Annotated in this window: 10 protein-coding genes and 1 pseudogene; 4 read left to right on the forward strand and 7 right to left on the reverse strand. The window is 55.4% G+C overall.

Annotated features, from left to right (window positions below; translation table 11 throughout):
• Positions 1–239: 239 nt before the first annotated feature.
• Positions 240–347 (reverse strand): annotated as a pseudogene (locus GS611_RS18365) (IS6 family transposase); the annotation flags it as partial.
• A gap of 83 nt (positions 348–430) precedes the next feature.
• Positions 431–2,014 (reverse strand): hypothetical protein, encoded by a 1,584-nt coding sequence (locus tag GS611_RS18370; protein WP_171637859.1) that lies wholly within the window; start codon positions 2,012–2,014, stop codon positions 431–433.
• A 711-nt stretch (positions 2,015–2,725) separates the two neighbouring features.
• Between GS611_RS18370 and GS611_RS18375 the strand changes: the two genes are divergently transcribed.
• The 3 genes from GS611_RS18375 to GS611_RS18385 all read left to right on the forward strand — a co-directional run bounded on the left by GS611_RS18375 (position 2,726) and on the right by GS611_RS18385 (position 6,064).
• The gene (locus tag GS611_RS18375) at positions 2,726–2,959 is read left to right on the forward strand and encodes a hypothetical protein (protein WP_171637861.1); all 234 of its coding nucleotides are present in this window, start codon (positions 2,726–2,728) and stop codon (positions 2,957–2,959) included.
• 239 nt (positions 2,960–3,198) lie between these two features.
• Positions 3,199–4,386 carry a glycosyltransferase family 4 protein gene (locus tag GS611_RS18380; RefSeq protein WP_171637864.1) on the forward strand — a complete coding sequence of 396 codons (1,188 nt, stop codon included), beginning with the start codon at positions 3,199–3,201 and terminating at the stop codon, positions 4,384–4,386.
• Between the two features lie 214 nt (positions 4,387–4,600).
• Positions 4,601–6,064 (forward strand): glycosyltransferase family 39 protein, encoded by a 1,464-nt coding sequence (locus GS611_RS18385; RefSeq protein ID WP_171637866.1) that lies wholly within the window; start codon positions 4,601–4,603, stop codon positions 6,062–6,064.
• A 10-nt stretch (positions 6,065–6,074) separates the two neighbouring features.
• Here GS611_RS18385 and GS611_RS18390 read toward each other — a convergent pair whose 3' ends face one another.
• The 5 genes from GS611_RS18390 to GS611_RS18410 all read right to left on the reverse strand — a co-directional run bounded on the left by GS611_RS18390 (position 6,075) and on the right by GS611_RS18410 (position 13,177).
• Complete coding sequence (locus tag GS611_RS18390) at positions 6,075–7,073, reverse strand: glycosyltransferase family 2 protein (protein WP_171637868.1); 999 nt, start codon at positions 7,071–7,073, stop codon at positions 6,075–6,077.
• Between the two features lie 203 nt (positions 7,074–7,276).
• The gene (locus tag GS611_RS18395) at positions 7,277–9,118 is read right to left on the reverse strand and encodes a glucosyltransferase domain-containing protein (RefSeq protein WP_171637870.1); all 1,842 of its coding nucleotides are present in this window, start codon (positions 9,116–9,118) and stop codon (positions 7,277–7,279) included.
• A gap of 48 nt (positions 9,119–9,166) precedes the next feature.
• Positions 9,167–9,994: a class I SAM-dependent methyltransferase gene (locus tag GS611_RS18400; RefSeq protein WP_216598343.1), complete on the reverse strand. Its 828-nt coding sequence runs from the start codon at positions 9,992–9,994 to the stop codon at positions 9,167–9,169.
• A gap of 175 nt (positions 9,995–10,169) precedes the next feature.
• Entirely contained in the window at positions 10,170–10,883 is a 714-nt protein-coding gene (locus GS611_RS18405; protein WP_171637872.1) for a bifunctional 2-polyprenyl-6-hydroxyphenol methylase/3-demethylubiquinol 3-O-methyltransferase UbiG, read from the reverse strand.
• Between the two features lie 269 nt (positions 10,884–11,152).
• Positions 11,153–13,177 carry a right-handed parallel beta-helix repeat-containing protein gene (locus GS611_RS18410; protein ID WP_171637874.1) on the reverse strand — a complete coding sequence of 675 codons (2,025 nt, stop codon included), beginning with the start codon at positions 13,175–13,177 and terminating at the stop codon, positions 11,153–11,155.
• Between the two features lie 555 nt (positions 13,178–13,732).
• Here GS611_RS18410 and GS611_RS18415 point away from each other — a divergent pair.
• A complete protein-coding gene (locus GS611_RS18415) occupies positions 13,733–14,914 on the forward strand; it encodes a right-handed parallel beta-helix repeat-containing protein (protein WP_171637876.1) in 1,182 nt (393 codons plus the stop codon).
• Positions 14,915–14,937: the final 23 nt, after the last annotated feature.

Genomic DNA, 14,937 nt, shown 5'->3' on the forward strand with positions numbered 1-14,937 from the left:
CCACTCTGCGCGCAAATCGGCGGGAAATCAATCACATCTGATAAGCGATACTTATTGGGTATGAAAGAAAGATATTTGGCTCGAACAACAAGTAAACAAAATCAAAAGATAATGAGCGTAATAATGGTAGCACCCCTAATCTGGCGGGCCTTCTGAGGATCTGTTGCAACTTTTAGCCATTGACGTTCTCGGAGTTAGCAAGTGAGTAATTGTCGGTCGTATCAATTCGAAAGCAAGTTCATGATTTCTTCCAGATCACGGCACGACACCAAATAACGCAGGTAAAGGAAAACGGCGTGCAATATTATTTCCTTTGGAAAATGCGCGCCCTTGAATGACATCGTCACAGTTTGACTTTTCCGAAATCCGCCGCGCCACTTTCACGAGGACCAACCTCGAACAGAGGGTCTCAAAGCTTGCGACAGAGCCTTTATGGTCGTTGAGGGTCGATCCTGTCTGCCCCCTCCGGCAGGATACGCCCGATTAGAAACTCGTTGTTCGAAAATACTGTGGTGACGCAATCCGCTGCGGCCATACCTGACCGAAGCCGGATTACGGCGTAATCCGCGCGCAGCGCAGTGTTCTTGGTACATTCCCCGTCAAAGAATGCGCGACGTGCCTGCAATAGCTGATACCAGCGCACTACATCAGGTTTGCTGGTTGGAATGTATTTGAAATTTACGACAAACCCTCGCCCACTCAATCGTTCCATCCCGCCGGGAAACGGATCGCCCTCCAGAATTGATCCTCCTGCAATTGCCTCCTGCACCACGATTGCCGCATTCGGTGCCGTGTTGGTGCGGATCCATGATAGAATATCGCGTTCGGAGGCGCTGAGAGCGGCTTCGAGCCTGATATGTGGGGGATACCGCGTGACGATTTGCGCCAGACTGCCCAAGGCCTGGGGCAGTAAGAGCAACAAAACTGCGGTGCAGGTTGCCAGAGCGAGCCGCGGTCGCTGGTCCTGCTCGACCAGTTCCGACAGCATATGCGCCAAAGCCAGAAGCGACATCAGACAGATTAGCCCGGCAGGACGCAGCAGATAGAAGGGTGCCAGCAAGTAGCGGCCATCGTCCAGCATGTAGATAACAAGCGCCAGAAGGACATATACATTCAGCCCGATCAACCAGATCAGCAAAGCCCGGTCCCTGAACCGGTCGCGTAGCATTACGAGCGCAATCAAAAGCGCCAAATGCACGCATGCACCGGGCAGCCAGGCTTTGAGGAAATGGCGGATGCCATCGAGAAGGGGAGCAACATGGAAGTGCGCTGAAAGTTCTGTGTAGATCGCGTTTAGCGAGCGATCGAGGCCCGAGGTATCGACCTCCACCCCGATCCGCTCCCGGATCAAGACAAAGAATAACGGCAGGATCAGCAGGAAGAATCCGATCGCGAGACGTGCGGATTGCCACATGCGACCTGTTTTCAGAAGGTGCAGCAGAACCAGTGTCACAGCCCAGAAACCACCGACCAGAAAATGCATGTAGGTTGCCACTGCCAACGCGATCATAGCCATTATCCAGCGGCCGTTCAGCGCTGAGGTGATCGCGAGGAATACCGCAGCGTAGGCAAAGACCTTCGCCTCTATTGTGTCGAACATCCATTCATTGCCAAGAATACCTTGAGCGCTTTGACAAAATATCAGGAGTGAGAGAGCCAGTTCGGCCACCCGCAATCCGAAATCGCGTGCGATGGCGGCAACCCCCAAGGCAGAGAGCAACCAGAGTGTCAGTGCGAAGATCGTCTTAGCGGCTTCAAAGCCTGCCAGTGTGATAACGTTGCCGATCAGCAAAAAGCTGACGATGCGTCCCTTTGAATCGTCGAAAACCGCATGGCTGTCTGTGAATGCGTCGGGTTGCGCAAATCTATAGGAGAGATCGAAATAGTTGATCTCGTTACCCGACCATTGCACTGGCCACATAAATGGACCGATGACTGCGATTGCGGTTAGAGCAAGTAACCAATAGCTACGGCTCGTTGCAATGTCGCCGACCTGCCCCAGCGCTCCTTTCATCAGCCCCCCCCATAGCACAGGTTGCCATTGCAGTTGCAATTGATATCCGCATTCATCTTCCTATGCGCATGCGGTCGCGGTTTGGTGAGATATAACATGGTGCTGTAAATTTTTTGAAATATTTATATAGCTTTGAACGCTGGAGGTGATTTTGGGAGGCGTGGTTTGGTGTTTCGCACCCTGAAAACTGGACCGTTTGAAGCTGGAGTTTTCCGCTAAGCTTCCCAAACTGGGATAGGAGCGGAATCGCATGAAGGCATCAAAGTCCACGGGGATGCAATAGGCGTTCATCCTGAAGCAGGGCGAGTAAGATCGCTGTTTCATCAAGAGGCTCACCTGGTCGATGTTGGGTGTCAAAGCCTTCGTATCATCCGCAGTAAAATCAACGAGCCTGGAACGGGGGCGCAGCGACCTCCAGATGCTCCAACACATCTACTTGCAAGCGAAAGGAAAAGGTGGTGCTCCGCCGGTGCGGCTCATTGACGGATTTTATAACATTCCACGGTAGATCGAATTTGTAACACAACCACCTTATCCTGTCATACTCTTCAATAGGAAGTCGGGGGTGATTTTAGAAATCCGTATTTTCTATAATTGTCCTCGGAACAGTTTTGCTCTTGGAGGCAAACTCCACGCCGGGATAAGGGTCCCGCGTCTTTCTTAACCAGCAGGCGTGTGTCCGTCGTCAGGGATTTTGGGACAGATGGCGACGTGAGCTATGACAAGATCGTGTCGCAGTATTTCTATGTCTTCTATGCGCCTGACAAACTGTCGGCGGAGCAATTTGAAAACATTGGAAACTTCTCACTCAATTCGATTAAAATGCTGGAATCCCGGGTTCAGGAAATCCTGCTTAGTGTGATTATGGGGAACGAGTATATGGACAAAGATTTCAGTGCAGCAATGGAACGCTTTAGCACAGAACTTCTGCCGCAACCTTCCTAGGATGCCGAAGGCAGACGCCTCGCGGGCCTTGATGCGCCATGTGGGTTCCCTCTCTGTCGACGATACCTTTGACGTATTACGCACCTGCCATATGATGGCTGTGTTTCAACATGGCTCAGCCTCGTACCATATCAGATCAACGGTGCTGAATCTGCAATCGATTTGGTAAAACCTTTCCGGGTGGCGGGTTTGTGTGACGTCCGCATGTGCCCCGGACAAGGGGGTAAGGGGTTTCGTCTATGGCCTATGTTTCAGGGCAACCAGAGCAGGAGGTGGATATTGCAACCGGACGTTCCACCCGGCCACTACGCGTTCTGCAATTGGGACCTGCGTTCGAACGAGGTGGAATTCAGCGCCATATTCTGGACCTGACGAGTTATCTGCGGGATCGAGGGCATCATGTCGAACTGGGTGGACCGCCCGGTCCATGGGGCCGGGAAGGGCGCGATGTCGGGTTTCATGCGTTGGACCTGAAACGTGTATCGGAAGACGAGGGTCTCAGTATGATGAGACGGCTAGGAGCCGCCGTGGGCTGTGCGCAAAAACTGCGAAAGATTGTCGCCCGCGGCCGTTTCGACCTTGTTCATTCTCACGAAACCGCCCCCGCACTTGTCGCCCGGCTGGCGCTTGCCGGCCAGCCGACCCGCCGCCTTTTCACCTTTCATGGTTCAACGCCCGAACGGTATGGCGGGGTGGCGCGCAGTGCTCAGTTCGCAGCTCATGTCACTGCTTGCCCCAGCCATAAAACCCTTGATGCATTGATCGATCGTGGCCTGCCGCGGGCGCGCACAGCCCAGCTTGGGCTTGGTGTGCCACCGCCACCGGATCAGGATCCCGCTGCAGTTCTGGCGCTGAGACAGGAACTTTTGCGCGACGAGAAAGGTGTGTTGATTTTCAGCCCGGCCCGGCTGGATCCGCAAAAGGGTATCGACCTGATGATCGATGTGCTGGCCCGGCTGGTGAAGGTGCGCCGCGATATCGTGCTCGCGCTGGCAGGTCATGGTCCTTTGGAAGATGTGATTTCGGGTTGGATTGCCTCGGCGGGGGTGAGTGAAAATATCCGGGTTCTGGGGCCGATCGATACCGTCCCCCTGCATATGGCCGCCGCGGATTTCATGCTGCTCACGTCCCGTTGGGAGGCGCTGCCGATTTCAATCGTCGAGGCCTTTCACGCCGGTTTGCCCGTGATAGCGACCGATTGCGGCGGTGTGAGTGAACTTGTGTCTGAACAGGTTGGGCGGCTTTGCCCGGTTGGCGATGCCGAAGGGCTGACTGCTGCTGTGCTGGAGCTTGCGGGGAACGAGGAACTGCGCCGGGAACTGGGGTCCAACGCTCGTGCACTGGCACGTGAGGACCGTTTCGACCCAACCCATGTGCATGAACGGATCGAACAGATTTATCGGCAGATGCTGGATGGGGTGGCATGACAGAGTGCAGGAAGTAGAAACAATAAGGGAATATTTTGTATATTATCGAGTATTTGGGCTGCTTTGAGGTGAAACCGCCTGCATCCGAGCCTTGTGTCAGTATGCGCCCCGGATACGGTGGGGTGCGAAAGAAGGACCGGCACCTGCATGCGCCGCGTCCAGGCCGACGATTTTGCCGGGTGCCTGACCTGAACCGAGTGGACTGGAGAAGCCCATGAAACAGCCTTCCCCCGCGCTTGACCGCAACGATCTGGCAATACTCCTGTTCATTCTTCTTCTTGCCGCAGTCCTCAGAAGCGCCGGGCTGAACGCGCCCCTGTGGTATGACGAAATCCGGACCGTCGATACGCATGTCAGCCTTCCGTGGAATGAGATGATGCGCGAATATTCGATGAACCATCATTACTTTTTCAGCATGAAGGCAAAGCTGGTTTCCCAGATCTTCGGAGATCAGGCCTGGGCATACCGGTTTCCGGCCGTCCTGTTCGGCGTCGGTCTTGTCGGGGTAATCTGGTGGCTGGCAAAAGAGGTTGCAGACAGCACGATTGCGCATGTTTCTGCCTTGCTGGTGGCCCTGTCCTACCATCAGGTCTGGTTCTCTCAGAACGCGCGCGGATATACCGAGCTTGCATTCTGGAGCACGCTTGGCTTCATTTTCTTTCTGCGGGGGATGCGCCAGCCAGCGACCGGCACCTGGGTTGCATTCGGCTTTACCGCCGCGGCCGCTGTTTTCACGCATCTGACCGGTGCATTTTTCTTTGTTGCACTGGGTCTCATCTGGCTGCTTTCCCTTGTGACCGGGTTCGGCCGGGGCACTTTGACCCGCGAATGGGTGCTGCATCCGCTGGTGGGTGTTGCGGTTGCGCTGGTTCTGGTCCTGCTTGCATATCTGCCGATCTTGCCAAGCATAGCGGGCACGGTGAGCGAGGTTTCGGCGACATCCGCCGTGGACCCCATGCAGGAATACCAGAACCCGCTCTGGACAATTGTCGAAGGTTTGCGGACCGCGGTTGGGGATACCGGCCCGCTGATGTTGTTCATCGCGATCGGTGGGCTGGCCGTCATCGTCTTCGGTGCCGTGGGGGCGCATGCGGTGCAGCCGTTGTTTTTCCCGTCCATCGCCATGCATATCGCCGTGACGCTACTGCTTCTGCTGTCGCTTGAGATGCGGATCTGGCCGAGGTTCTTTTTCGTCGATATCGGGCTGATCATTATTCTGGCCGTTGTGGGGTGTCGATACGGTGCTGATGCGGTGGCACGGTGGGCTCAACAGCCCCGGTTTGGATCGCCGCTCTTTGCGTTGGGCGTTCTGGCGATGATCGTGGTGTCCGTGTTCTTGGTGCAGCGGAACTATTCTGCTCCGAAACAGGATCTGGCGGGGGCTTTTGCGCTTGTTGAAGAAACCCGCAGCCCGTCAGAACGGGTATATGCGATCAACCCGGGCGGCCCCCTTTTCGAAGACCACTTCGACGCCGACTGGGGAACCATCGGGGATGCGCAGGACTATTCCGAGGCCATGGCCCAACCTGGCCCTGTGGCGCTGGTTGTTCTGTTCCCAGACCGGATGTTCCGTGCCATTCCTGATCTGCAACGTGATGCGGAAGGGCGGCTGGAACGCGTGCACGCGTTTGCCGGGACGCTGGGGGACGGGCAGGTTCTTGTCTACCGGCGCAGATGAGGCCGAGGGATCAGGATGAATGACCGTCCAGGGGCTCAAACCCCAGGCTGCTTTCGACAATGTAAAGCGGGCGTTTCTGAGCCTCTGCATAAAGCCGCCCCAGATATTCCCCGATGACGCCCAGCACGACAAGTTGCAGGCCACCGATCAACAGCACTGCAACCATCAATGAGGCATAGCCGGGTACATCCACCCCGTAGACAAGGGTGCGTGAGATCAGGAAAACACCATAGATGATCGCGGCCAACGCAGTCAGCATGCCGACATAGCCCGCAATCCTGAGAGGTACGGTGCTGAACCCGGTAATACCGTCCAGCGCAAAGTTCCAAAGGCGCCAGTAGTTGAATTTGGTCTGCCCCGCCGCACGCTCGGGGCGGTCATACGCCACCTCGGTGTGCCGAAACCCGACCCAGGCAAAAAGGCCCTTCATAAAGCGGTTGTGCTCACGCAACTGAACAACAGCCTGAACCACGCGCCGGTCCATAAGGCGGAAATCGCCGGTATTGGCGGGTATCGGTACCCCCGAAAGCCGGTTGATGACCTGATAGAACTTCAGCGCTGTCCAGCGTTTCATCGCGGTATCGCTGTCGCGGTGGCGCCGGACGGCATAGACGACATCGAACCCTTCGCGCCATTTTTTCAGAAATGTCTTGATCAGTTCGGGGGGATCCTGCAAATCCGCGTCTATCGGAACAACGGCTTCACCCGCAGCTGCATCCAGCCCCGCCGTCAATGCGATTTCCTTGCCGAAATTACGTGAAAAATTCAGCACCTTGATACGATCATCGCGCTCATGCGCGGCGGCCAGAAGCTTGGCAGTTGCGTCTGTGCTGCCATCGTTCACGCAGATGATCTCGTAGCTTTCCCCAAGCTGATCGAGGAATTGCCCCAAACGTTCGAACAGGGCCGGCAGAACCTCTTCTTCATTGAACATGGGCACGATGATGCTGAGCGTCGGAGCGCTTTGGTCCAAGGCTTTTTCCCGGGACGGAATTGTGGGGGAACTCATGTTTAAATTTACCATAACGCGTAGCCTTTCCCGTGCGTCCGGGGATAAGTGACCATGGTTTTGCCTTGGGCTCAAAAAGTTCTGTGTGCGTGCGTATTTTTTCGAATTTCAGTGTCTTTTCACAGTCACTAAGCACCTCACGCCGTGCATTGGTGATGACAAAGTTTTTAGTTTGGCGTCATTTGGCCAGTCAGGCGCACGCCTTATTCTAGGTTGCCGGATGGATTCTCTATCGCGCCAAGTGTCAGCTTTTCGGACCAGGTGACTGCACCATCCCCGTTCACCATTGATACTTCGATCTCATTTGGTACCTCTCCGTTCCAACCTGCGGTATAGAAACACCCGCCATGTATGGTGTGGCCGTGGTCTTGGATTGCGCTGCGAACGGTTGGCATCGCGGTGCTTGTAACGTCAATTCTGTCCCCTCGAAGGGGGGACGCACAGATCTCCGAGAGCCGCAGAACTGCTTTTGGCGTGACGCAGATACGACCGATTTCGGGCTTGTCGCTGTCAGCGCACATGAGGTTGCCGGAAAAGCCGGAGCTTTGCGACAGGCAGACATAGGCGGCACCATGATGCAGATAGACGGAATTTTCGGCTGGGAAGGCCTCGCAGGCCAGCGGTCCTTCATACAGCCCGCCCTCGGCGTACCAATCCAGGTCATACATGTCCTTGAAGATGCCCGGGCGGGAGTTGCCAGCGTGAAATACGGTCCAGCCAATCATGTCCCCCCAAGCCAGATCGGGGTAATCTGTATGGCCGACGATGCGGAATGGCGCGCCGTCATACCCTTCCAGCTCCGCGAGCCGTGTCATGATTTGTTCGGCAAGCGTCTCATCACGGTCCCCCATTTCGGACTGATCGCTCCAGACGAAAGGCGCCATGAAGGCGTATGTGAGTGCAACGATCAGGGGCAGGCCCAGAATGACCGGTGCCGTGAACCCTCTTGCCCGTATTTCGGCATCAACGGCCAGGTAGAACACCGCAGCCAGTAAGCCGACATAGGCTACGGCCCGTGACGGTATCCACTGCCCATCGTAGGAGAACCAGATCAGCAAAGGCAGCAAGAGAATACCGGTCATGCCAATCAGGATGCGCAGGGCATGCACCCAATTGTGCGGGTTCCGTACAAGGACAGAAATGCTCAGCCCAACGCCCAGCAAGAACCCAATTCCGATATAGGCGCTGTTCAGGGTCTTGATTTCCCAGGGTATTCTTTGTAGCGACCCCCGCCAGATTTGGCCAAGCAATTGAAGGGCTGTTTCAAGCTTGCCCTGCAACTCGTGGAGAGAGGGCATCGCGATACGGTTGGTCGTGGGGACATGATCATGCAACTGGGCAGCCAGATGGGCCTGCGCAAAATAGACCAGAAGGCCAAGACATGATCCAATTGCCGACAGCAGGATGAATGTGCCCACATCTGTGGTCTTGTATCGGTCGGTTCGGATCATCGAGACAAACAGGATCACGGCGCCAAAAGGGACGAAAGGCTGATAGAGTGCTGCACAAAGCGCGATGCATTGCGCACCGATCAAAAGCCAGATCACCCGCGCGCCAAACGCATGAAGGATGCCGCGTTCAAAACATTTGAAACCGGCAACGGAAAGCAGCAACGCCAGTGGGAACGCAAACACGTGGCTCGAAAAAGTAAGGGCGTTGATCATGTAGATGTGATGAACGCCAAGCGTGAAAATCAAAAAGGTCGCGAAGGGCCGGGTGTCACGATCGCCGGACTGCCGCGCCAGAATCCACGACAGCAGAAGGAAAACGCCTGCCGCTAGTCCAGTCTGCAAAACGGGCAGAAAACGTTCCTGGAGAACATGGACATACAGCACCTCCATCGCCCAGCGACCTTCCTCGGTCGTCCAGTTAAGAGGCATCCCGCCCTCGGGTGCACCATGGACCTGACGCCAGTCATCGGGGTTTCTGCCATCCCTGATCAGGCCCGGTGCGGTTGTGAGTGCATAAATGAGCAGGCTGGCGGAAATCGCATGCGGCCAGCGGAACCTGGTCGAGAGGATATGTGCGGGTCGTGCAATGCTCATGCTATACATTTCCCACAAGAAACGTGCACACAGCTGTCTCTGACCCGGTCAAAAATACTCTTTCAACCTGCGGGCGCGCTTCATGTTGGATGGCAGCGACACGATGTTTCGTACCAGCCTGGCTGCGGCACGCATCCCCGGAATGGCCTTGAGCGCCGAGAGCCCTTTGGATGTTTTCAGAAGAGCTTCGTAGGTCTGATTGTCCGCATGTCTGAAGTCTTTGGCATGCAGGTCCTTGCCAGCGTTTTCTGTGGGCGCCGATGCGACCGAGGTCGCCTTGCGGTTCACGTCAAAGACGACAAAAGACTCAAAGAAGCTAATCCCCCAGGCACGCTTTTCCGAGGTGTCAGGCGTCAGCCGCGAGAACCGATGGTTGATACGGTCCACCATGTTCATGGCATATTTGATGAAGGAACGGTGCTTGAGGCCGAACCCTTCCATGTAAGAGGTATGCGTGTCTTCGACCACAAGCACCCCGCCATCCTTGATGTGTGGCAACAGGCATTCCGTCGTAATGATCTGTTGTTCATAGGTGTGGCCGCCATCATCCAGAACGATGTCGATATCACCGACTTCCCTTACGATTTTTTCAAGGAAATCCGGATCGCTCTGGCTGCCGATGAAAATCTCGAACCCTTCCTGTTCCCAGCGCTTTGCATCGGGGTTCAGTTCAACGCCGATGATGCGGGCCTGAGGACCAAAGAATTCCCGCCACATGAAAAGAGATCCACCACCCAGAACGCCGATCTCAACAAACGTGATATCCTTTCCGATGTAAGGAGAAAAAAGTTTGTCATACACATCGAAGTAAGTGGAATGCTTACTGCTTTTGTATGGGCTGTTCATATAGGCCTGATAACTTTTCGACTCTAACATCTCTACGTCCTCGGATCTCAACTTGTCATGCGCTCCACCTGTCGAAGCGGGTATTCATAAACTGGGGCGTCAATTCCATTACTTCGTCTGTTTGGCTGTTTTGTGGCTCCGCTCTTTCCACAGCCTCCGGTCTTGCTGGTTTCCTGTCAAACGCCGTGGGCCCGGTCTGGGGCACTTACTTGCGCGTTATGATGATGGCATAGGAAGAATAAACCGCCCATTGGTGCCGGGCGCACAGGCGCGCCAGCCCGTTATCCAGCTGCCGCAGGCCGAAAATCTTATCATAGTAATGGTGCCCGTAATATTCATGTACTTCGATGCTCGAAAACCCGACATCCGCCAACGCCTTTCGCATGTACGGGGTCGAGCCGCGACACAGTGAGTAATAGGCGGGGAATTTGCCGGTATTCTGGCCATCAAAGCGCCGGGGCTGCAACAGTTGAACCGCCTTGCGTGTCAGTTGTTCGGGAAACAACCAGTTGATCAGGAACGGCGAGGCGAAAATGGTCGGCACCAAGTGAACAGCAACGCCACCATCCGCCAGAAGGTGATGCATGTTTTTGTGGAACTGCTTGCCGTCGGGCATATGCTCGCCACAAAACTTGGACATGATCAGATCGAACCTCTGATCCACATGGCTGACATCGCCGCAGGCGTTGATCTGAAGGGTGTCGAACTCATCGGAAACATGGGAAAGTTCTTCGGCACTTATGTCACTGATCGTGAAGGATGTGACATGATCGGGCAGTGTCTTGTCGCCGGTCGATCGGCTGGTCGTGCCACCGATTTCCATGATCCGGGCCGGTTTTTCATCTGTTATGATGTTCCAGACCGTATCCAGATAATCCTGTCTGCAATCCGTGTGCCAGCGTATTTCTGACTGTACCATTTACTCTCCCAAAAAAACCGTAACCTTGCGCGGCGTTCGAAACGGGGCCAATCGCGATAAAAAGACTTTTTGCAATACGCCTTTTAAGGCAGTGACATGGCTGTTTGACCAATCTTTAGATGAATGCTGGCAGCATTCAAAGAACGTATGCACCCAAGTTTACATGACTGGCAATGCCAGGGGGCGGAATAGATATGGGCGGGTCCGAATTTTCGGTACCCGCCCATGCAGTGGTAATCAATAGGCTGTATTTTCAGCGATCTTTGCCGTTACGCGAACAAATCGGAATACGGCTCGACAAACGGGGTCTCGTCACCGATCGCAAAGGTGTCGACGCTATCACCAACGTACCAATCCCTTTCCCGACCGCCGGCGAAATCGAAATCCGTATTGGTTTCGTCCAGGACAACGGCACCATCGACCATAATCTGAAGGCGATCGGTGTCCTGATCGACCATCAGAGTGACCTGATGTGTTTCACCGTCGCTCAGATCGACATCCGTGATCTTGAAGCCGTCGCGGAACCCACCATCATTGTTGTCGACTTTTGCGACCAGATGCCCTTTCTTGTTCAGCTTCAGGCCGAAATTCGAGTGGTTCCACACAAGCCGCTCGGCTGTTGTGTCGCCTTCTTCCCGCGTCACGTCGATCGAGAAGCTGACCTGCTCAGCGTCAGAAATCCCGTCCAAGTGCCCGATGTTCCCCCGACTGTCCTGATTGGTGATGTCGATCACCGACATTTCGTCTTGTGAGCTGTCAGCAAGGACAAGTTCGGAGTCGGTGTCAGGCTGCTCTGAACCCGTGTCGGGTTGTTCCGAGCCTGTATCAGGTTGCACGGCGCTTGTATCGCCTTCGGCCTGCGTCGCGTCGACCGGGGAGGAGACTTTGCTGATGTCAGAAATTCCGTCCTGGTACTCAACGCTCTCCGGGCTGTCCTGATGGGTTATGTCGATCATCAGTTCGCCCTGCGGTTCGCCACTAATAGGCTCGGACCCGGTGTCGGGCTGTTCAGACCCGGTATCAGGTTGCTCGGACCCAGTGTCGGGCTGTTGGACTCCGCTGTCCGGAGACGTGGTGCCACTGTCGGGGGACGTGGAGCCGCTGTCCGGGGACGTGGTGCCGCCCTGCTGCGGAGTGGTGGAGCCCGAGGCGCCATACGAATGGGCCGAACCGGCGTTCAGTGTGTCAGCCAGGCTGCCTGGGATGACGACATACTGGTTGTAACCATTCCCCTGCGCCGTTGCCTGATAGGTGAAGTTCTGGTCGTACTCACCGGGCTGGATCAGGGCGTTGTTGCTGACGTTCCAGTCGGATTGCCCGTTATACCCTACGATCTGAGATGTAATGTTCTGATCGATGGTGACGTTTGTGGAACCAGAGGAAACGTTGATCACCGGAATCTCGATCCCGCCGGTCAGCGTCTTTTCGTCCACGTGCAGAACCGAATTCTGGGTGATCGTAAGCCCATCCACACCATAAAGGGAAATGCCGTGGAAGTGGCCATTATAGATCGTGTTCCCTTCGATCAGCACGTTGTGGTGGATCACATTGGGATCGTTGATATCCTTGCCGTCACCACCAGCCCAGATGGTTTGGGTAAAGTCCCCGTTCCCCATGTCGAACACGTTGTTGCGGATGGTGATGTTGTCACTGCCGCTGCCGTTGGCGCGCTGAATCTGGATCATGTCGCGGTGATCGCCGGACCCGGCTGCGCCGCCGAAATCGTGAATATAGTTATTCTCGACCAGAATGTTGTCGACATTGTCGAAGACCAGACCGTCGGACCGTATCGTGTGGATATCACTGCCGGTAACGCTGACCCCATTGGAGTTCACGGCAATGACTGCTTTCCACCACTTCAAGAACTCGGTGTTGTCGATAGTGACATTGGTCGAACCGCTGATTGTCAGGCCTGTTCCATAACCGGTACCATCTGCGGATGTGCCTGTGCCGCTGGCAACGTCGCCATCGAAGATCGAGTTTTTGAACGCGATGTTCTGGCTGTCATAGACACTGAACGGACTTTGGAAATGGTAGTCGCCACTATTGTAAGTGTAGTCGAACTTGATGCCGTCGAATGTGACGTTCGATGATTGCTTGACGTGAATACCGGAAAAGCTGGCTTGCGCATTCGGATCCGCGGATTGGATCGTCACATTCGATGCGAAATTCGTGTAGTGGAGGTTGAGCTGACCGTAATCGCCCGCCGCAAGCAGTATGGTTTCCCCACCTGTCGCCTGAGACAAGGCCTGGTTCAGCTCTGCCGCAGAGGTTACCGTGATTGTCGTCGACATATTTCACCTTCTGTTTCATAGGCGCTGTGAGTGGCAGCGCACGAGTTCCCGCACACCCAGGACGGATGGAACAGCCGCCCGAGGGCGGCAGAGTGGCCGAAATATGGCTATGTTTGGAAATTGTTGCCTGTATCGGGACAATTCTGCCCCTGTGCGTTTATTTCCGAGTGAACTCGATACTCGATACCGGGAATTGTTCCACTTCCCTTAGCGGTTGCCTAGGGTTTGGCGAATTGATTCCCGTAGGGCAACAATGGCCACAAAATAGCCATCATTCAGGCATGTCCTTGCGTATGGGCGATAGGCATCGGCAATGAATTGCCCGGTGCCGTAAGGGAAACCTGGGCGTTGCAAGGGCTATTCGGACGTGCCATGGCGCCAGACGGGCAAGCAGGCGCGATAGACAGTGGAACCCGCCTTGCCTACACTTTCCTGCAAGTGTGGTTATCAGAAAGGTGCGTTATGGCCGGGTCCCGGATTCTCGTCTTGGCAGGGGCGCTACTGCTCATGTTGGGTTTTGATGTGGCGGCCCAGCCCCCCTGTCAGGGGCGAGACGTGCGAACGCACCTTCCCGCAACTCAGACCAAGGGGCAGCCGGTCGCGAATGCCGCCGATCTTGGCGCAGCCCTGCAAAATGCCCGGGGCGGGGACATCTTTCTTCTGGCGCCGGGGAATTATGGAACCCTTAGGATGAACACGGCATACCGGTCACCCGTGGTGATCCGGTCCGCCGATCCTGCCGCACCGGCCTGCTTTACCCGTCTGGTTCTGGAAGGAGCCAGGAATGTGCATCTGGATGGTGTCTATTTCGATTACACCTACAATGGGGGCGATCCGCATTTCATTGCCTATTTCGTCATCCTGAACAGTACGGACATTGTGATATCGAATTCCGTGTTCGACGGTGGGACTGCAAGGGGAACAGGGTCCGAGGCGGACGGGTACAGTATCGGGATCGGCCTGAAAATCGAGCGGGGCGGGAACCTGACCCTTTCAGGCAACGAATTTCGCAGATGGTGGACAGCAGTTCTGTCCGTGCAGTCGCGGCAGTTTGTCTTTACGGGCAACAACATTCACACGATCCGGTCCGATGGGGTTGACGTCGATGCTGCGGATGGCCTGAGAATCGAGCGGAACCGGTTTCACGATTTTGGCGGTGCGGCTGGATCTCAGGATCACCGCGACATGATCCAGATTATGCGGGTATCGCCCCGGGGATCTTCGGACATCGTCATCCGTGACAATATATTCGACATGGCCGGCGGCGATTTCACACAGACCATCTGGGCTGGCGGAGACGGCAAGGACCTCGGCAACCCAGTCATGCGACACCGCAATGTGCTGGTTGAAAACAACATGATCTACAATGGTCATATTCACGGCATTTCGATCCATGGCTCGGACAATATCTCGATCAGAAAGAACTCGGTGATCCATGTGCCCGGCGGTCATTCGGTTCCGGTCATCAACATTTCTCCGGATTCGACCTCGGTGGTCATTGAGCAGAATGCGGTGGCCAATGTCATCGGGCACGAGAACCAGCGCGATTGGGTTGTGCTCAACAATGCGTTGATTCAAGATCAGACCCCCTCTCAGGGTGGGCATTATGACAGCCAGTTCATCTATTACGCGCAAGGCAGGAAAGACGGATACAACGAATACGGCGTGCGCCCCGGCAGCCAGCTTGATCGCCTGAATGCGGGGTCCAGCTTGTCGCAATCCTACCCCTCGCGATGAGGACATTGCGGGCAATGTTGTGG

Origin of the sequence: Ruegeria sp. HKCCD6119 (assembly GCF_013110585.1) — a bacterium.
Classification (GTDB): Bacteria; Pseudomonadota; Alphaproteobacteria; order Rhodobacterales; family Rhodobacteraceae; genus Ruegeria.